Genomic DNA, 17,819 nt, shown 5'->3' with positions numbered 1-17,819 from the left:
GGGGAGTGGCCGGCGCCCTCAGGGGGTGCGCAGGGCGGTCGCGGTGTCCAGGGCGGTGAGGGCCACCGGCCACGGGAAGTGGGACGGGGCGTCGGGGCCGGCCGGGCCGGGGACGAAGCCGTCCTCGGCGTAGAGGACGGTGACGCCGGCGCCGCGCAGGGTGGCCAGGGACTGGTCGAACTGCGGGTGCGCGGCGAGGGCGGCATTCGTGCAGGGCATGGTGACGACGGGGGTGCCCTTGCCGATCGCCTCGGCGGCGACGCCGACGGCGAAGCGGTCGGTGAGGCCGAGGGCCCAGGAGTTGAGGGAGTTGAAGGTGGCAGGGGCGAAGAGGATGGCTTCGGCGGCCGGCCATACGTCGGGCTCGCCGGGGAGCTTGTACTGCCAGCGCACGGGGTGACCGGTCAGGGCGGCAAGGCCGTCGAGGCTTCCGGAGAGCCAGTGCGCGGCGGTCGGGGTGAGGCCGAGGCAGACGTCCCAGCCGCGGGACTGGGCGTCCTCGATGACGTGGGCCACGTCGAATACGGGCGGGGCGGCGGAGCAGAGCAGGTAGAGCGTCCTCGTGGGGGTCATACCGCCATGTGATCACATGAGTTGATCTCGACCATAGTTGAGGTGGCGTGATCAGTCATACGGGCGAATGTCGCACGGTTGTACGGACGATTGTTCCAGTGGTTGATCCAAGATTTTTGGCTGCGGGCGATGAGTTTCGGGCGGGGCCCGCGTCTACCTCTGTGACAGCGAAGCACGCACGACGTACGGACAGGAGCACCACAGACATGAGCGAGCCGGTGAAGGGCCCCGCCAGCTACTTCCCTTCGATCGAGAAGAAGTACGGACGCCCCGTCGCGGAATGGAAGGACCTGATCCGGTCCTCTCCGCTGACCAAGCACACGGAGCTCGTCTCCTGGCTCAAGACCGAGCACGGACTGGGGCACGGCCACGCCAACGCCCTGGTCGCGCACACCCTCGGCGAGGACGCGGGGCGGGCCTGAGCCTGAGCCTGAGGGACAGAGCTGCCGCCCGCGGGAGCAGGGCGTGGACGTACGCGTATGAAGCTGAGCTTTTCGGCGATGTTCCGTCTCGCGGCGCCGGGCTTGACTGGAGGCATGACACAGACACCGCAGAACATGAAGCCCGCCGTCCCCTCCACCCTCGTGATCGGGGGGAACGGCAAGACCGGGCGGCGCGTCGCCGAGAAGCTCCGGCTCCAGGGCCGCCCGGTCGGGATCGGCTCCCGTACCGGAGCCCCCGCCTTCGACTGGAACGCACCCGTCACCTGGGGCCCGGCGCTGGAGGGCGTCGACCGGGTGTACGTCACCTACTACCCCGACCTCGCCTTCCCGGGGGCCGCCGAGCAGATCGGCGCGTTCTCGCAGGCGGCCGTGGCCGCCGGGGCGCGCCGGCTGGTCCTGCTGTCCGGCCGCGGCGAGGAGGCCGCGCAGCGCGCCGAGGAGAGCCTGAAGGCGTCCGGGGCCGACTGGACGGTCGTCAGGTCCAGCTGGTTCAACCAGAACTTCGACGAGAGCTTCTTCCTGGAGCCCGTACTGGCAGGGGAGATCGCCCTGCCGACCGCCGACGCCGTGGAGGCCTTCGTCGACGCCGACGACATCGCCGACGTGGTGGTGGCAGCGCTGGGCGACGACCGGCACATCGGCAGGACGTACGAGCTGTCCGGACCGCGGCTGATCAGCTTCACCGATGTCGCAGCCGAGCTGTCGAAGGCGACGGGGCGCACGATCACGTACGCCCCCGTGTCCCAGGAGGCGTACCGGGCGGCGCTCCGCGAGCACGGCCTGCCGCAGGAGTTCGCCGACCTGTTCACGCTGATCCTGGACGGGCGCAACGCGCATCTGGTGGACGGAGTGGAGGAGGTGCTCGGCCGGAAGCCGAAGGACTTCGCCGAGTTCGCCCGTGACGCGGCGGCGACCGGTGTCTGGGACGCCTGAGTCCCTGTCGCGGGGCCGGGCGCCGGGAGAGGATGGGCCCATGGACACGCTGAGCGGCCTCCTCGAAGGCCCCAAAGCCCGGGGCGCTTTCCTCCTCAAGTCCGTCTTCAACCCGCCGTGGGCGGTGCGGATCGAGGACCGGGCCCCGCTGTCGGTGGTCACGATGGTGCACGGGGCGGGCTGGCTGCTCCCCGACGGGGGCACGCCCGTGCTGATCGGCCCCGGGGACGTGGCCGTCGTACGCGGGCCCGAGCCGTACACGCTGGCGGACGCCCCCGGGACGCCGGTGCAGATCACGGTGGACCCGGAGCAGCGGTGCAGTACGCAGGCGGGCGAGGACGTCAGCGAGTCCATGGCGCTGGGGGTGCGGACCTGGGGCGCGGAGTTCCAGGACGCCGGGTCGGCGGTGATGCTGAGCGGCACCTACCAGGCGCCGAGCGAGATCGGCCGCCGGCTGCTGGCCGCGCTGCCGACGGTGCTGGTCCGGCCGGCGGCGGCCGCGGACGCCACCCTGATCGGGCTGCTCGCCTCGGAGATCTCCCGGGACGACCCGGGCCAGGAACTCGTCCTGGACCGGCTGTTGGACCTGCTGCTGATCGGGGTGCTGCGTACGTGGCTCGCGGACCCCGGGTCGGGGGCCCCGGGCTGGTACCGGGCGCAGGGCGATCCGGTGGTCGGGCGGGCGCTGCGGCTGCTGCACGAGAACCCGGCCCACGGCTGGACGGTGGAGGAGCTCGCGCAGAAGGCGGGGGTCTCCCGGGCCTCGCTGGCGCGGCGGTTCACGGACCTGGTCGGGGAGCCGCCGATGGCGTACCTGACGGGCTGGCGCCTGGCGTTGGCGGCCGATCTGCTGCGGGAGCCGGACGCCACGGTGGCGACGGTGGCCCGACGGGTGGGCTACAGCTCGGCGTTCGCGCTGTCGACGGCCTTCAAGCGGGTCCGCGGGGTCAGCCCGCAGCAGTTCCGTACGGGGGCCGCCGCCCTGGCCGCCGGGCCGGTGGCCGCCGCGCCGCCGCGCACGGTGGTCCTGCCGGACGCGCCCTGAGCGGTCTCGGGGAGGTGGGGTTTCGTTTTCGCGTCGTCCGGTGCGGTGCATCGCAAGGCGGAGCGGCACGCTTGTACTGGACGTACCAGGGTGCCGCGACAACGCGGCGAGGCGCCGTGCCGGGCGGCGCGGGGGCGTGCCCCACTTCCCCGAGACCGCTCAGGCGGGCGGGAGGCCCAGGACGCCGACGGTCTGGCCGCCGCTCAGCTCGCCGGTGAGGCGGAAGCCGAGGCCCAGGTAGAACGGCTCGGGGGTGCCGGGGCCGGGTTCCCAGGTGACGTACGCGCGGCCGGCGCCGCGGCGCCGGAGCTCGGCGGTGACGGCCCGGACCGCGAAGCGGCCGTGGCCCTTGGCCTGGTGGGCGGCATCGATGTTCAGGCGCCAGATGCCCGAGCGGATGTCGGCCGGGTCTCGCTCGGGGTCCCAGGCGATGTCGACGAAGGCCATGACGAAGCCGACGACCTCGTCGCCGTCGACGACGGCGCGCGGCCAGGCGGTGTCCCCGTGGACGTAGGCCTCGGCCAGGGACTTGACCACGGGGGAGACGAGGTGGGCCTGGTCGGGGCGTACCTGTATCGCGCACACCGCGTCGAAGTTGGCTGCGGTGACCGGCTCCAGGCGGAGTGCGGAGGTGCTCATGGCCGCACCCTACCGAGGGCGCGGGCTGCGGGGGCACCAGAAACTTTTGAATGGTGATCCGAAACCCCGTGGCGGCACAGCGGGTTGGATGCCACGATCGGCTGCCCGCGCCGCGGGCGGTGAACTGCTACGACCAGATGGGAAGCGTCCCATGCAGACGAACACAGCCGGCGGCAGCAACCGGATCGCGACCGTCCTGCTCATGCTCTCGACCGTGCTCGTGGGCCTGATGGCGGGCCTGTTCTTCGCGTTCGACGTCTCGGTGATGCCGGGGCTGGCGCGGGGCGACGAGCGGACGTACGTCACCGCGATGCAGAACTTCAACGCGGTCATCGACGGGAACGGGCTGTTCGGCACCGTCTTCGTGGTGGCCCTGCTCGCCGCCGTCGCCTCGGCGGTCCTCGAGTACCGCAAGGGCCGGCGCGGGGTCGCGGTGTGGGTGGGGGCGGCGGCCGCCCTGTACCTCGTCGTGCTGGTGATCACCTTCACCGTGAACATCCCGCTGAACAACGAGCTGGCCGACGCGGGCGACGCGGCGAAGCTGACCGACTTCTCGATCGTGGAGAAGTTCAAGGGGACCTGGGTGACCACGAACATCATCCGCACCCTGCTCTGCACGGCGGCGCTGACGGCCCTCGCGCGGGCGCTGGTGCTGTACGGGCGGGCCACCGCGCGCTGAGCCGCAGCGGCCTCAGAGGCGGCCGTGCAGTACCAGGGCCCAGGCCAAGCAGCCGAGGGCGATCGTGCACAGCAGCGTCCGCCAGCGGTTGGCATGCACCCAGCGCGACGCGAAGGCCTGGCGGACGGCGGCCGGATCGGCGATGCGCTCGACGGGGCCGGCCTGGTCCAGGGCGTTGTTGAGCGGGATGTTGACCCTGCCGGTGACACCGAGCTGGAGGGCGTACGCGACGAGCGCACCGATCAGCGGCGGCGCCGCCTCGCCTGCGCCGGAGGCGAGGTGCAAGGCCAGCGCGAGGCCCGTGAACAGCAGGGAGCCGAGGAAGCCGATCATGAACCAGCCGTTGATGATGGCGACGTTGATGCGCTGCATGACCGCGATGAACGTCCGGTCGTCCGAGCGTCCCAGCGCCGGCATCACCGAGACGTCGAAGGCGAAGAACAGGCCCGCCATCAGGCCCGTCGTGATCGTCGCGGCGATGAGTGAGACGAGCCCTGCGATGTCCACGTCCGTTTCCCCCTGTTGGTGGTCTGCTCGGCGTCTGCTCGTGGTCCGTGACTGGTCTGTGCATGGTCTGTTCGCGGTCATGCACGGGTCATCGAATCGTCAAGGCTGCCGATCGTAGGGGCAGTACGGCCGCGTGTCGCGGGGGATTCACGGGGATGTCCGCCGTCCGGGGAACGGAAGCCCTCCCCGGAGCGACTCTCTGAGCGGGCACCATGCACCTGCCGTCGTCTACGCACCGCGCACTCCCTGGAGGGACACACGTGAAGGACTCGAAGGACAGGCTGGAAGACCTGCGGGCCGAGATCGAGCGCCGCAACCCCGCGCAGCCCGAGTTCCACCAGGCGGTACGGGAGGTCCTCGAGACCCTGGCCCCCGTCTTCGCCGCCCGGCCCGAGTACGCCGACCCGGCCGTGGCCCTGGTGGAGCGGCTCACGGAGCCCGAGCGGCAGATCCTCTTCCGCGTCCCGTGGCAGGACGACCGGGGCCGCGTCCACGTCAACCGCGGCTACCGCGTCGAGTTCAACAGTGCACTCGGCCCGTACAAGGGCGGCCTGCGCTTCCACCCGTCGGTGGACATCGGCGTGGTGAAGTTCCTGGGCTTCGAGCAGATCTTCAAGAACGCCCTGACCGGCCTGGGCATCGGCGGCGGCAAGGGCGGCAGCGACTTCGACCCGCACGGCAGGTCGGACGCCGAGGTCATGCGCTTCTGCCAGTCCTTCATGACCGAGCTGCACCGGCACATCGGCGAGCACACCGACGTGCCTGCGGGGGACATCGGCGTCGGCGGCCGCGAGATCGGCTACCTCTTCGGCCAGTACCGGCGCATCACCAACCGCTGGGAGGCCGGCGTCCTGACCGGCAAGGGCCAGGGCTGGGGCGGCTCCGCGATCCGGCCGCAGGCGACCGGCTACGGCAGTGTGCTGTTCGCCGCCGAGATGCTGTCGGTCCGCGGCGAGTCGCTGGACGGGCTGACCGCGGTGGTCTCCGGCTCCGGCAATGTCGCGCTGTACACGATCGAGAAGCTACAGCAGCTCGGCGCGAACCCGCTGACCTGCTCGGACTCGAAGGGCTACGTCGTCGACGACAAGGGCATCGACCTGGCGCTGCTCAAGCAGGTCAAGGAGGTCGAGCGCGGGCGCGTGAGCGAGTACGCGGCGCGGCGCGGGTCCTCGGCACGGTTCGTGCCCGGCGGGCGGGTCTGGGAGGTGCCGGCGGACGTCGCCTTCCCGTCCGCCACGCAGAACGAACTGGACGCGCAGGACGCCCGTACGCTCGTCGCGGGCGGGGTCAAGGCGGTCTCCGAGGGCGCCAACATGCCGACCACTCCCGAGGCCGTACGGATCCTGCAGGAGGCCGGGGTCGCGTTCGGGCCCGGCAAGGCGGCCAACGCGGGCGGGGTCGCGGTCAGCGCCCTCGAGATGAGCCAGAACGCCGGCCGGGTGGCCTGGAGCGCGCAGCGGGTCGAGGACGAGCTCGCGGGCATCATGCGCTCGATCCACGCCGTCGCGTACGAGACCGCCGAGCGGTACGGGGCCCCGGGCGACTACGTCACCGGCGCGAACATCGCCGGGTTCGAGCGGGTCGCGGACGCGATGCTGGCGCAGGGCGTCATCTGACCGGGCGGGGCCCGGGGCTTCGGCCGCGGGCCCCGTACGGGGCGGTGTGGGGGCGGTGTGGTGTGCGTCGTGCCGCTGGGCGGGCGGCAGCGGGCTTCGACTCCGCCTCGAGTGCAGGCGGGCCGGTGTTGCCCGGTGGGCGGGAGCCGGGCCGTAGCCTGGGGCCGACCAGGCCGAAAGAACACCGAGGGGGACGTGACCGTGCTGACCGCTTTGGACGGGGTGTACGGCGACAGGAACGACGCGATCGGCGTCGCGGGGCGGACCGCCTCGTACGAGGACCTGCTGGGCGCGGCGCGCGCGGTGGCCGCCGACGTGGCCGGGGCGAAGGCCTTCGCGGTGACCGCGACGGCATCCCTCGAGACCGTCGCCGCCATGGTCGGCGGGCTGCTGGCCGGGGTGCCGTTCGTACCGCTGCCGCCCGACGCCGGGCCCGCCGAGCGCGAGCACATCCTGCGGGACTCCGGAGCGGCGCTCATGGACGTGGACTTTTCCCGCCGCTCCGACTGGACCGGGCCCGCCGCCGCGCCCGAGGACCCGGCGCTGGTGCTGTACACCTCCGGGACCACGGGCGCGCCCAAGGGCGTGGTGCTGACCGGCGCGGCGCTCGCCGCCGACCTGGACGCGCTCGCCGGAGCCTGGCAGTGGAGCGCCGAGGACACGCTGGTGCACGGGCTGCCGCTGTTCCACGTGCACGGGCTCGTGCTCGGCGTGCTCGGGGCCCTGCGCACCGGCAGCCGCCTCGTGCACACCGGGCGGCCGACGCCCGAGGCGTATGCGGCGGCGGGCGGGAGCCTGTACTTCGGGGTGCCGACCGTGTGGTCCCGTATCGCCGGGGCTCCGGAGGCCGCGGCTGCGCTGTCCGGGGCCCGGCTGCTGGTCTCGGGCAGCGCCGCACTGCCGGCGCCGGTCTTCCGGGACCTGGAACGGCTGACCGGGCTGCGGCCCGTGGAGCGGTACGGGATGACGGAGACGCTGATCACCGTCAGTGGCCGCGCGGGCGGCGAGGTCCGCCCCGGCACGGTCGGCACCCCGCTCCCGGGGATACGGACCCGGATCGCGGCCGAGCCGGGCGCCGAGATCGGAGAACTCCAGCTGACCGGGCCGACGTTGTTCGCGGGATACCTGGGCCGTCCGGAGGCCACGGCGGCCGCGTACACCGAGGACGGGTGGTTCCGTACGGGCGACATCGCCGCCGTGGACGAGGCGGACGGGGTGCACCGGATCGTGGGGCGGGCCTCCATCGACATGATCAAGTCGGGCGGCTACCGGATCGGCGCCGGGGAGATCGAGAACGCGCTGCTGGACCACCCCAAGGTCAGCGAGGCCGCGGTGGTGGGGGTGCCGGACGCGGACCTGGGGCAGCGGATCGTCGCCTTCGTCGTCGCGGAGGGGGTGACGGGCGCCGAGCTCACGGAGTTCGTCGCCGCGCACCTGTCCGTGCACAAGAGGCCGCGCGAGGTGCGGTTCGTGCCGGAGGTTCCGCGCAACGCGATGGGCAAACCGCAGAAGAAGCTGCTGCTGACGGGGGAGTTCGGCCCGCAGGCGGGCTGAGGGCCGGGCCGGGGCCGGGACCTGGGCCTTGGGCGGGCCGGGGCCGGGCTAGCGGGCTTCCCGGACCAGGTGGCGGGCCAGGAGCTCCAGGGCCTCGGTCACCTCCGGGAGGCGGGCGGCCTCGGTGCTGCCGAGGGCCTTCGCGAGGGCGTCCTCGACCTTGGAGGAGCCTGCGGCCCGGACGGCGGCCACGCGGTCGGAGACCGTCGGGGACGGGCGGACCAGCGTGCGGCGGCGGTCGGCGAGATCTGTCGGCGGTCATCGGCGACACCCTCGACCCGGCCGACCTGACCCGCACGCAGACCCGGATCGTCCCGGCGGTCGGAGTCGAACACCCCGGCCGGGGTGTTCGACCACCGGTGCGCCGTCGAACTGGCGGACCTCCTGGGTGCCGGGATACAGACCTTCCCGGGCGGGCACAACGGGCCACTGCCGGACGGCGGGTCCGGCCCTCCGCCCGCATGGTCGTCGTGGCCGCCCTCGGCTTCGGTGTTGTCGAGGCCGCCGCGGGCTGGGCACCCACGGCCGTGACGGCCGTGGTCCTGCTGGCCCTCACGGGGTTCGCCGCGCTGTACTTCGCCCAGGCCACGTACCAGCACATACAGCTGGGTACCGATCCGCAGTACCGCGGCCGCGTCATGGCCCTCTACATCCTGATCCAGCAGGGCTCCACACCGCTCGGGGCCCTGCTCATCGGCTGGCTCACCGCGCATCTCGGGTCCCGCTCCGGCCTGTGGGCAGGCGGTCTGGTCTCCCTCTTCGCGGCCCTGGTGACGCTCCTGGCACTCCGCTCCGCCCCGGCGCGGGAGGAACTCCCGGGTGCGGACGGATCGGCAGGCGCTCGCTCCGGGCTCGGGACAGACCGCAAGGGGGCTCGAACGAGCCTGGAGGAGGCGGCCACGGGGCAGCGACGGACGGAAAGCGACTGAGCAATCTTCCAGTCGCTCCGCGAAGAACAGCAAAATGCCAGGCCAGAGGCCCTGGTTGGGGGTAGGCAGCGACTGAAGCGACCGAAGGCCCGGGTTTATGGCGACATTCGCGCGTGGGTGTGTGCGCGTGGGTATGCGTCATATATGGGGGACTTCAGTCGCTTCAGTCGCTGTTCTGCCTTGCGCAAGGCTGTGACCTGGTGTTCTGTGCAGCGGGCGGCAAGCGACTGAACAGGCGTCAGTGACTGTGGCTTCAGTCGCTCAGTCGCTCAGCCGCTCAGTCGCCGACACCGCCTGAGAGGCATACATCTGTTCTGGCTCAGGTATCCCTTGTCTCACGGGGGTTTCGCTAATCTGATTTCGGGCGTTGAGTCGCTTCAGTCGCTGATGGGGGAAGTGAATGGCAGCTGAGCTGCGGGTTTCGCGCAGCGACCCGGGGCAGTTCATGCGAGCTGCCCCGGTTTGGTCGCCGCAACCCCTGACGACTGCCCTGTGGTGTGCGAGCCAGGGATGGCCGGTTCACCCCCTCGCCCCGGGCCGCAAGACGCCCGTGGGCAACTGTGACCTGTGCCGGCCCTCCGGGCACGACCGGGCGGGCTGCGCCTGCCTCGCTGCGGGCCGCTGGTGCCACGGCTTCCATGCGGCCACGCTCGACCCGGAACGGATCGAGCAGTGGTGGGGAGCCCGCCCGGACATGGGTGTCGGCGTAGCCACCGGTGCCGCCGGCCTGGTCGTCATCGACATCGACGCGCACGGCAGGGAACTGCCCGACCGCAACCGGCTGCTGCCCGGCGTCGGGATCAACCCCGAGGTCGACCTGACCGGACTAGCCAACGGCTTCCACACCCTGGGTGTGCTGGCCGCCCTGCGCGGCTGCGCGAGTCCGGCGGACGACGGCTCCACCCTGCGGGTACGGACTCCGTCCGGCGGGCTGCACGTGTGGTACCGCGACGACGCCGCCCGGCGCTGGCAGTGCTCGGCCGGGTCGGGCGGCAGCCGGGCCCTGGCCTGGCAGGTCGATGTACGCGCGCACGGCGGGTACATCGTGGCCCCGGGCACCGTCACCCGCTCGGGCGTCTACCGGCCGGAAGGAGCCGTGCGGCAGCCCGCGCCGCTGCCGGGCTGGCTCGCCCGGGAGCTGGAGCGCACCGGGCACCTGCCGTCGGCGCTCTCGTCCCCGGCGGTGTCCGGGCCCCGGCCAGTGCCGCCGCGCGCCCGCCAGGCCGTCATCGCTGCGGGCGGCGAACGCGGGGCTTCGGAGCGGGTCCTGGCGGGGGTCCTCGCCGAGGTCGCCGCCTGTGCAGCCGTACCCGAGGGGGCGGCGTTCTCCGAGAAGCTGAACCGTGCCGCCTACACGGCTGGCGGACTGGTCGCCGCGGGGTACGTCACCCGGGCCGAGGCCGCCCGCGCCCTGCAGGAGACGGCCGAGCGGGCCCGCCCCGGGCAGCAGCGCCGGTGCAGCGCCATCATCCGCGGCGGCCTGGGCGCGGGTCTGGCGCGCCCGCTGGCGCTCGGAGGCCGCGTGTGAGCGTGGAGAACGACAGCATGCTGTCCGGCTTCGACGTGCAGGCCGTCGCCGCGCAGATCCTCGCGCAGCCCGTCCCGGCGCCCCGGGAGTCCGTGGAGTCCGGCGATTCCCGCGGCTCCCACGTGGGCTCCGCCGGCCCGGACGCGGCCGCGTACGCCGCCGGCCTCGCGGCGGCGGCCGGCGAGGCGACGGCGGACGGACTGCTGCCCGACACGCTCACTGATCGCGGCAACGCCAAACTGTTCGTCAAGCTCTACAGCAACGACTACCGCCACGTCCCCGGCATCGGCTGGTTCCGGTGGGACGGCACCCGCTGGCAGATCGACGAGGACGACACGGTCGTATGGGCCGCCGGGGATCTGGCGGAGAGCATCGCCGGCACCGACCCCCGCGGGATCCACACCTCGTCCGCGCTGCAGCAGCACCGCCGCCGTGCGCTCAGCACCAGCGGGATGAACGCGATGCTCACCCAGGCGAAGTCTGCGCCGGGCATGGTGCTCAACGCGGCGCGCCTGGACGCCGACCCGTACGCGCTGTGCACGCCCGCAGGAGTCGTCGACCTGCGCACCGGGCACGTCCGCCCCGCCGAGCCCACGAAAGACTTCCACTCGCGCTCCACCTCGGCGGCGCCCCGGCCGATGCCCACCCCGCGCTGGAACCGCTTCCTGACCGACACCTTCGGCGAGGGGGCCGAGGGCGCGCAGATGATCGACTTCCTGCAGCTGCTGCTCGGCTACTCCGTCACCGGCGACGTGGGTGCGCAGGTCATGCCGTTCCTGTTCGGCTCCGGCAAGAACGGCAAGTCCGTACTGCTGGATGTCCTGATGAAGCTGCTCGGCGACTACGCGGACGCGGCGCCCCCCGGGTTCCTGATGGCCCGCCCGTACGAGGGCCACCCGACAGACCTCGCGGAGCTGCACGGCCGGCGGGTGATCGTGTGCAGCGAGGTCAAGCCGGGCGACCGTTTCGACGAGGCCCGCGTCAAGCTGCTCACCGGCGGCGACCGCATCAAGGCGCGCCGGATGCGGCAGGACTTCTTCAGCTTCGAGCCGACGCACAAGCTGTGGCTGCTGGGCAACCACCGCCCCGAAGTGGGCACCGGCGGCTTCGCGTTCTGGCGGCGCATGCGGCTGATCCCGTTCGAGCGGGTCGTCTCCGACGACCGCAAGATCGACAACCTGGCGGACATCCTCGTCACCCAGGAGGGTCCGGGCATCCTCAACTGGCTGATAGAGGGGGCCCGTCGGTACCTCGGCGGAGACAAGGACCTCACGGGTCCCGAGCGGGTCCGCATCGCGACCACGGCTTACGCCGAGACCGAGGACCACACCGGGCGCTTCATCGGCGAGACCTGCCGGCTCGAACCCGATCTGCGGGCGGAGCAAGCCCTGCTCTACGCGGCCTACAGGAGCTGGTGCCAGAATGAGGGGGCCCCGGCGATCTCGTCCCGGGCCTTCGCGGCACGTGTCCGCGAGGCGGTGGGGCTGGCGTCGCCCAAGCAGATGATCCTGTCCAACCAGCGCAAGTACTACCCGGGCATCGGCCTGCTCGCGGACGAGGAGACAGCATGAGCGCCCTCATCGCAGAGGACGAGATCGTCCACGAAGTGGACCTCGTCTGGCTCGAGGACATCAGCCGGCTCGACTACGTCCGCCAGAGCCTCGACCGGCTGCCGACGCGGCGCGGCAGGCCCGCGTACCACCGCGACGGACGGATGGTCGGCTACGCCCTGCTGGGTCCGGGCGCCAAGCCTTCCCGCTCCTCCGGCACGTTCCGGCGCCGGGTGTTCTGGCTGCTCCCGCATGACCGGGACACCGCCCCCGACGGGCTGTACGCGACGGGGGCGCCTGCGGAGGCCGTGGACGCCCGGACGCTGGCGCCGGGCATCAAGGGGCGCAAGACCGAGCGCTCCGAGGGCGGACCGATGTCATCGGCGATGCGGGGCTGACTGCAGGCGTCCGGAGCGCGCGCCGGAGTGAAAAAGAACAGGGTGGCGGTATTTTTTCACCTGGCCGGGAGGCAACGCCGGCCCGGCCGGAGGGGGTTGCACGTGCGCGCGTGTGTCGCCGGCCTATCCGGCGGCGGCCAGCTGCTCGGAGAACTCCAAAGCCTCTTCGTAGACGCGCGCGCCCCGGGTCTCGGTGAGGTCCAAGGACGGGAGGACCGAGGGCTGGGCGATGCTGGGTAGCAGGTGGCGCAGCAGTGCGGAGACCCTGACCACGAGGTCCTCGTAGTCGCTGATCGCCTGCGACATCGACTGGATGCCGGCATAGGCGCCGACGATGACGTCGGCGGTCTCGGCCGCCTGGACCTGGGGGAGCAGCTCGCCCTGGGCCTGCGCGAGCTCCAGCTTCACCCGGACGCCGTCGACCCAGTCCTGCCAAGGGCCGCTCCGGTCGAGGTCGGACGCCCGCTGGTCCATCGCCAGCCGCACGCTGGCCCGGACCATGGGATTGGTCTGCAACCGGTAGGTGTGGAGCGCGACCATGTCCACGATCTCCTGGAGCTTGGTCGTGCGGTCCGGGATGACGAGGTTCTGGTGCTGCGCGGCCAGCACGCCTTGCGCCAGCTCATCCTTCGACTGGAAGTGGAAGTACAGGGCCCCCTTGGTCACCCCGGCAGTGGAGAGGATCTCCGAGATCGTCGCTGTCTGGTAGCCGCGCTCCTGGAAGACCTTTGCCGCCGCCAGCAAGATGGCTCGACGCGTGCGGATGGCCCGTTCCTGCTCGGCCATGATGCCCTCCACTTGGTTCACGAACCCTTGGAAAGGCTCTGTATACAAACCGTCTAGTTCGTATCTTACAGCGGACGCCCCCCGGGCCAACCAACACATGACAGACTCGGGCATGTCTTACCGGTGAATGGCTCTCCGATGGCCTTGTGCGGGCGTCGAGGGTGTGGTGGGCGCGAGGTCGTGTCGTCGGCGGTCGGTAAACCCGAAACCCGCTGCGTCGCGGCAGCACCGGCCACACGGACAGTGAGACTCATGGAAAATACGGGCGCTACGGAAGTTACGGATATTCGGGCGTAGTGGTGCGACGGGCGTGAATCCGTCCCCTCGGCCGAGCCTGCGTCCTGCCCGGCCTCCCGGGCCTTTGCCGCTCCCGGGGTGGCGAACACGATTGGCGAGCACGATCGCGGAGTTCAGGGGCAGGCCGACGCGAGCCCTGCAGAGGCGGGCCGGGGCCGTTTGGTGGTCCATGGAACGTCGGGGGCGCGAGCTCCGGGATCAGACGGCGTCCGGGGCCGCCGTCACGAGGGAGCTGAAGGTGAGCGCTCCGCCCTGGTGGCCCGTCACACGCACTCTTTCGTCCCCTCCGGGCGTGGCGGGCCCGAGCCGGTGGGCCTCGATGAAGCAGGGCTCGTCCAGCTCGGTGTACCGCTTGTACTCGGTCTTGACGCCGAGCGGGAGGAAGGAGGAACGGTTCAGCGCAGCGGCCGCGCCCTGCCGGGCGGCCTCGAGCAGCAGCATGCCCGGGACGTGGTCGACCGGGTGGTCGAACAGCACGGGGTGGCGGGAGTTCAGCCGCAGCTGCCAGCGATTGCTGTGACCGATGGGCGAGAGCACCACGTCGGCCGGCGAGGTGCGCCCCACGCTCTGCGGCGCCATGGGAGCGGTCAGCGCCACCGTGCGGTGATCCGCGCGGAAGACGCGCTGGGGACGGACCCGCCCGTAGACGGCCGGGCTGACGCAGGTGAAGGAGGTCCGCCCCGTGGCCACGGTCAGTCCCTCGCGACGGACGACGGACTCGTACGTCATCCCCGACAGGCAGTCACCCCGTCGCTTCACGTCGAAGCACGTGATCTCGATGTCGAGGGAGGCGGGGGTCTGGCGGACCTTGAGGTACTCCGGATCGACGGTGAGGCTGATCTCCCGGATCAGGAACTGATGGCCGAAAGGCACGCCGAACTCGGCGTGTGAGAGAAGGGCTCCGGCCTGGCGGATCGTCTCGGCGGCCATGAGCGGGTCGTGGTATTCCCCGTCGATGGGGATGAAGAAGCTGTGGCTGCGCGGCCACTGCGCCTCCACCCGGAAACGGGTGTCGTCCTCCCGCTGCCAGCCGGTGAGCATGACCTCGGCCACAGCCGCCCGGTGCACCAGCTCCTTGGGCACGGTGGTCGTCAGGGTGGGATAGCGGAGGGCGGCCAGATCGGACCGTGGCTCCGCCATGAATGCCGCCTGGTAAGCGGCGATTGCCGGGCGTTCGACGTGGAACGTGCTCGCAGACATTGCTCCCCCTGGGCTCCGCTGGCGAGTGATGGCTTGTATGCCCTCGGCTCGAAAGATACATACCAACCGGTTTAATTTCTAGCGGTACCTGGGCCTCCGCCTAGGGGTGGGTGGAAGAACCTGCTTCTCGTTGACAGTCCCCCCTGCTCAGAGGCCTGTTGTCACTTTCCGCCCGCTCCGGCCGCAGTCTCAGGATCCTCGCTTCTCCGCGTGGGTCGAGGGGGGCGCGAGTGGTTCTCCAGTGCCTGTGTCGAGGGTGGGCGTGAACCGGCTCGCCCCTTGCCGGTCCGGAAAGACCGCGGAATCCTGAGCAAAAACCGCATGAGCGGTTTGTTAGAGTGGGTGTACGGAGCAGCGGCCGCCTCGCGGGGGATGGTCTGGTGTGACTGTGAGGGCGGCGCCGGGGTGCCATCGCGATCAGCTCCCTCGGCCGCTCCGTGACAGCGCCCCCGGCCTGCCTGCCCTTCGGCAGGTGTGGCAACCCCTCGCAGTGACGGAGCAGTCGATGGTCAAACAGGAGCGCGCGGCGCGCACGCGTGAAACCCTGATCCGGTCCGCGGCCCAGATCTTCGACCGGGAGGGTTTCTCGGTGGCGTCGCTCACCGGGATCAGTTCGCTGGCCGGGGTGAGCAACGGGGCGCTGCACTTCCACTTCGCGAGCAAGGCCGCGCTGGCGGACGCCGTCGAGGCGGCGGCGCTCACCCGGCTGCTGGCCGTCACCGATCCCGGGCCGGCGCCCGGGGCGGGCCGTGTGCAGCTCCTCGTCGACGTCACCCACGGGCTCGCCGCGGGACTGCGTACCGATGTGGTGCTGCGGGCCGGATTCGAGCTGAGCGGGGAGCCGTCCCGTGTGTCGCAGTCCGATCTGCGCGAGCGCTGGCGGAGGTGGGTCGAGGAGACGCTGGAAGGGGCCGACGCCGAGGGCGAGTTGCACCCCGAGGTGGCGGCCCGGGACGTGGTGAGCGCCGTGGTGGCGGCGACCGTGGGCTTCGAGGTGCTCGGCGCCCGGGACGCGGCGTGGCTCTCGGCGTCCACGGTCACCCGGTTCTGGCGGCTCCTGCTGCCGACGCTCGTACCGGCCCCCCTCTTCGCGGACCTCGATGCCGAGGGCACCCGCGAGTCGTAGGAGATGCCGCGCCAGTGCCCTGGCCCTTCCCGCACCCCCGCGGAGGGCCAGGGCTTTCGTGTGCCGGCCCGGCCCTCCAGGCGGAGACCAAACGGTCTGTTCTTGTCCGCCTCGGTCTGCTTTGGAGGGGGCGCAGAGCGTAGTCGAAGCGGGCTTCACTGCCTTCGCTTGGGGTAAACATGCAGGTCAGAGCGTTGCGCGCGAGATCTTTAGGTGGGTGAAGAAATAAAAACAGCACGGTCGGTTTCGTATTGACAAACCGCCGGTCCTGTTTTTTACTGAGGTCGGCTCATCCACGGACAGGGGAGTACGCGTGGACATCGAAGTACTGGGCACACTGGCGGTTCGGGAGCATGGAGTCTCCGTAACGCCGACAGCCCCCAAGCCGCGACAGGTGCTGGCGCTGCTCGCGCTCCATGCCGATCAGGTCGTCCCGGTGTCGGCTCTGATCGAGGAGCTGTGGGCGGGTGCACCGCCGCGCAGCGCACGCACCACGCTGCAGACCTACGTGCTGCAGCTGCGGGCCCTCATCGCGAGCGCACTGGAGCAGGGCGCGGCCGCCGCAGAAGGCGGCGAAGGTGCCGAGGGCGCCGAGGGCGCCGCAGGTCGGCGCACCGCCAAGGACGTGCTCGTCACGCTGCCCGGCGGCTACCTGCTCAACAGCGGCGGCGGCACCAGCGACGTCCGCGAGTTCGACCGGCTCGCCGGCATCGGCTACCGGGCGATGGACGCGGGCGACTTCCCGGGCGCCGCCCGGCAGCTGCGCGAGGCGCTGGCCCTGTGGTCGGGGCCCGCCTTCGCCGACGTGCACGGCGGGATCCAGCTGGACATGGAGGCCCGGCGGCTCGAGGAGACCCGGCTCTGTGCGCTCGACCAGCGCATCGAGGCCGATCTGCGGCTCGGGCGGCACCGCGAGCTGCTCGCCGAACTGACCGTGCTGGCCAGCCGGTACCGCACCCACGAGAACCTGCACGGCCAGTTCATGCTGGCCCTGCACCGCTCCGGCCGCCGAGGCGAGGCCCTCGACGTCTACCAGCGGCTGCGCGCCACCCTGGTGCGCGAACTCGGGCTCGAGCCGTCGGCCGCCCTGCGCCGGCTGCAGCGCTCGATCCTGATGGCCAGCCCCGAGAGTCCGGTGGCCACGGACACGAACAGCGAGCGACTCGTACGCGTGGGCTGAGATGGCCGTACGCGATACGAGGAACGCGGCCGCGATCGGCTCGCCGGGCCGGACGCGCGCCCGGACCACGGGCCGAGGAGGCAGCGCGATGCAGGACAGGTCGGAGCGGACCCGCAGGAAGCTCGTACATGCGGGGGCCGAGATGTTCCACCGCAACGGCTATGCGAACGCGACACTCGGCGAGATCGCCGCGTTCGCCGGAGTGACCAAGGGGGCGCTGTACTTCCACTTCGCCTCCAAAGACGAACTGGCGGAGGCGGTCCAGCTGCGAGGCTGCGAGCTGCTGCACGAGTCGGTGCGCGAACTGCGCGCATCCGGCCTCTCTCCGCTCCAGACGCTGATCAACACGACGCACTGGCTCGCGCTCAACCTGCGCGAGGAGCCGGCGATCCCGGCCAGCTTCCGCATCACCAAGGAGTGCGCGGGACCGTCTGCGCTCGCCACCGACTTCCACCGGATCTGGCTCGCAGAGGTCTGCGGACTGCTGCGCCAGGCCCGCGACGCGGGTGAACTCCGTGCCGAGGGCCGCTGGGAGAGCATCGAGTCGCTGGTCGCCGCGGCGTGCTGCGGGATCGAGTCGCTGGCCGGCACCGGGATGCCGTACGCCGAGCTCCAGCGCCGGGTGGCCGGGGTGTGGTCGCTGCTGCTGCCCTGCCTGGTGCCCGAGGGCGCGGAGAGGAACTTCCGCGTCGGGATGCCGGGTACCGATCCCGCGCCCCGCCTCGTGGGCGACGCCCTGGGCGGCGCCCTGGACGGCGCCCTGGACGAACCCGCGGCCCGCCGGTCCCGGCCGGTGTTCTCGGGCAGCACCGCGTGACCGTGTGCCACCGACGACT

19 protein-coding genes are annotated in these 17,819 nt (G+C 71.7%); 13 read left to right on the top strand and 6 right to left on the bottom strand.

Going from position 1 to position 17,819, the window contains the following annotated elements; translation table 11 throughout:
* Positions 1-18: 18 nt before the first annotated feature.
* A complete protein-coding gene (locus AB0M76_RS34210; RefSeq protein ID WP_365956650.1) occupies positions 19-573 on the bottom strand; it encodes a flavoprotein in 555 nt (184 codons plus the stop codon).
* A gap of 206 nt (positions 574-779) precedes the next feature.
* Between AB0M76_RS34210 and AB0M76_RS34205 the strand changes: the two genes are divergently transcribed.
* The 3 genes from AB0M76_RS34205 (at position 780) to AB0M76_RS34195 (ending at position 2,994) form a co-directional block, all read left to right on the top strand.
* On the top strand, positions 780-995 hold the full coding sequence (locus AB0M76_RS34205) for a DUF4287 domain-containing protein (RefSeq protein WP_365956649.1): 216 nt from the start codon (positions 780-782) through the stop codon (positions 993-995).
* A 114-nt stretch (positions 996-1,109) separates the two neighbouring features.
* Entirely contained in the window at positions 1,110-1,949 is an 840-nt protein-coding gene (locus AB0M76_RS34200; protein ID WP_365956648.1) for an NAD(P)H-binding protein, read from the top strand.
* A 40-nt stretch (positions 1,950-1,989) separates the two neighbouring features.
* A complete protein-coding gene (locus AB0M76_RS34195; protein WP_365956647.1) occupies positions 1,990-2,994 on the top strand; it encodes an AraC family transcriptional regulator in 1,005 nt (334 codons plus the stop codon).
* A gap of 159 nt (positions 2,995-3,153) precedes the next feature.
* On the opposite strand, the gene AB0M76_RS34190 is transcribed toward AB0M76_RS34195, so the two are convergent.
* Positions 3,154-3,633, bottom strand: a complete 480-nt coding sequence (locus AB0M76_RS34190) for a GNAT family N-acetyltransferase (protein ID WP_365956646.1) — start codon at positions 3,631-3,633, stop codon at positions 3,154-3,156.
* Positions 3,634-3,784: 151 nt separating this feature from the next.
* On the opposite strand from AB0M76_RS34190, the gene AB0M76_RS34185 reads away from it, so the two are divergent.
* Positions 3,785-4,312: a DUF1772 domain-containing protein gene (locus AB0M76_RS34185; RefSeq protein ID WP_365956645.1), complete on the top strand. Its 528-nt coding sequence runs from the start codon at positions 3,785-3,787 to the stop codon at positions 4,310-4,312.
* A 12-nt stretch (positions 4,313-4,324) separates the two neighbouring features.
* Here the strand turns inward: AB0M76_RS34185 and AB0M76_RS34180 are convergent, their stop codons facing one another.
* Positions 4,325-4,819 (bottom strand): anthrone oxygenase family protein, encoded by a 495-nt coding sequence (locus tag AB0M76_RS34180; RefSeq protein ID WP_365956644.1) that lies wholly within the window; start codon positions 4,817-4,819, stop codon positions 4,325-4,327.
* Between the two features lie 260 nt (positions 4,820-5,079).
* Between AB0M76_RS34180 and gdhA the strand changes: the two genes are divergently transcribed.
* Both gdhA and AB0M76_RS34170 read left to right on the top strand, forming a co-directional pair.
* Positions 5,080-6,435, top strand: a complete 1,356-nt coding sequence (gene gdhA / locus AB0M76_RS34175; RefSeq protein WP_267003620.1) for an NADP-specific glutamate dehydrogenase — start codon at positions 5,080-5,082, stop codon at positions 6,433-6,435.
* 201 nt (positions 6,436-6,636) lie between these two features.
* Complete coding sequence (locus tag AB0M76_RS34170; RefSeq protein ID WP_365956643.1) at positions 6,637-7,989, top strand: AMP-binding protein; 1,353 nt, start codon at positions 6,637-6,639, stop codon at positions 7,987-7,989.
* A gap of 48 nt (positions 7,990-8,037) precedes the next feature.
* Here AB0M76_RS34170 and AB0M76_RS34165 read toward each other — a convergent pair whose 3' ends face one another.
* Complete coding sequence (locus AB0M76_RS34165) at positions 8,038-8,181, bottom strand: hypothetical protein (RefSeq protein WP_365956642.1); 144 nt, start codon at positions 8,179-8,181, stop codon at positions 8,038-8,040.
* Positions 8,182-8,450: 269 nt separating this feature from the next.
* On the opposite strand from AB0M76_RS34165, the gene AB0M76_RS34160 reads away from it, so the two are divergent.
* The 4 genes from AB0M76_RS34160 to AB0M76_RS34145 all read left to right on the top strand — a co-directional run bounded on the left by AB0M76_RS34160 (position 8,451) and on the right by AB0M76_RS34145 (position 12,394).
* A complete protein-coding gene (locus AB0M76_RS34160) occupies positions 8,451-8,918 on the top strand; it encodes an MFS transporter (protein ID WP_365956641.1) in 468 nt (155 codons plus the stop codon).
* A 445-nt stretch (positions 8,919-9,363) separates the two neighbouring features.
* Positions 9,364-10,446 carry a bifunctional DNA primase/polymerase gene (locus AB0M76_RS34155; RefSeq protein ID WP_365956711.1) on the top strand — a complete coding sequence of 361 codons (1,083 nt, stop codon included), beginning with the start codon at positions 9,364-9,366 and terminating at the stop codon, positions 10,444-10,446.
* Between the two features lie 17 nt (positions 10,447-10,463).
* Positions 10,464-12,017 carry a phage/plasmid primase, P4 family gene (locus AB0M76_RS34150; protein ID WP_365956710.1) on the top strand — a complete coding sequence of 518 codons (1,554 nt, stop codon included), beginning with the start codon at positions 10,464-10,466 and terminating at the stop codon, positions 12,015-12,017.
* Positions 12,014-12,394 carry a DUF6009 family protein gene (locus tag AB0M76_RS34145; protein WP_266636693.1) on the top strand — a complete coding sequence of 127 codons (381 nt, stop codon included), beginning with the start codon at positions 12,014-12,016 and terminating at the stop codon, positions 12,392-12,394. Before AB0M76_RS34150 ends, AB0M76_RS34145 begins: the two co-directional genes overlap by 4 nt.
* A gap of 123 nt (positions 12,395-12,517) precedes the next feature.
* Here AB0M76_RS34145 and AB0M76_RS34140 read toward each other — a convergent pair whose 3' ends face one another.
* Positions 12,518-13,180, bottom strand: coding sequence for a ScbR family autoregulator-binding transcription factor (locus tag AB0M76_RS34140; RefSeq protein ID WP_365956640.1), 663 nt, complete (start codon positions 13,178-13,180; stop codon positions 12,518-12,520).
* A 495-nt stretch (positions 13,181-13,675) separates the two neighbouring features.
* Entirely contained in the window at positions 13,676-14,617 is a 942-nt protein-coding gene (locus AB0M76_RS34135) for a ScbA/BarX family gamma-butyrolactone biosynthesis protein (protein WP_365956639.1), read from the bottom strand.
* A 565-nt stretch (positions 14,618-15,182) separates the two neighbouring features.
* Between AB0M76_RS34135 and AB0M76_RS34130 the strand changes: the two genes are divergently transcribed.
* The 3 genes from AB0M76_RS34130 (at position 15,183) to AB0M76_RS34120 (ending at position 17,800) form a co-directional block, all read left to right on the top strand.
* Positions 15,183-15,803: a ScbR family autoregulator-binding transcription factor gene (locus AB0M76_RS34130; RefSeq protein ID WP_365956638.1), complete on the top strand. Its 621-nt coding sequence runs from the start codon at positions 15,183-15,185 to the stop codon at positions 15,801-15,803.
* Between the two features lie 313 nt (positions 15,804-16,116).
* On the top strand, positions 16,117-16,983 hold the full coding sequence (locus AB0M76_RS34125) for an AfsR/SARP family transcriptional regulator (protein ID WP_365956637.1): 867 nt from the start codon (positions 16,117-16,119) through the stop codon (positions 16,981-16,983).
* 88 nt (positions 16,984-17,071) lie between these two features.
* Positions 17,072-17,800, top strand: a complete 729-nt coding sequence (locus AB0M76_RS34120; protein WP_365956636.1) for a ScbR family autoregulator-binding transcription factor — start codon at positions 17,072-17,074, stop codon at positions 17,798-17,800.
* The last annotated feature ends 19 nt before the right edge of the window (positions 17,801-17,819 follow it).

Origin of the sequence: Streptomyces sp. NPDC051364 (assembly GCF_040682115.1) — a bacterium.
GTDB lineage: Bacteria > Actinomycetota > Actinomycetes > Streptomycetales > Streptomycetaceae > Streptomyces.
Note: the sequence above shows the minus strand (reverse complement) of the source record. Positions and strands in the feature narration are given on the sequence as shown.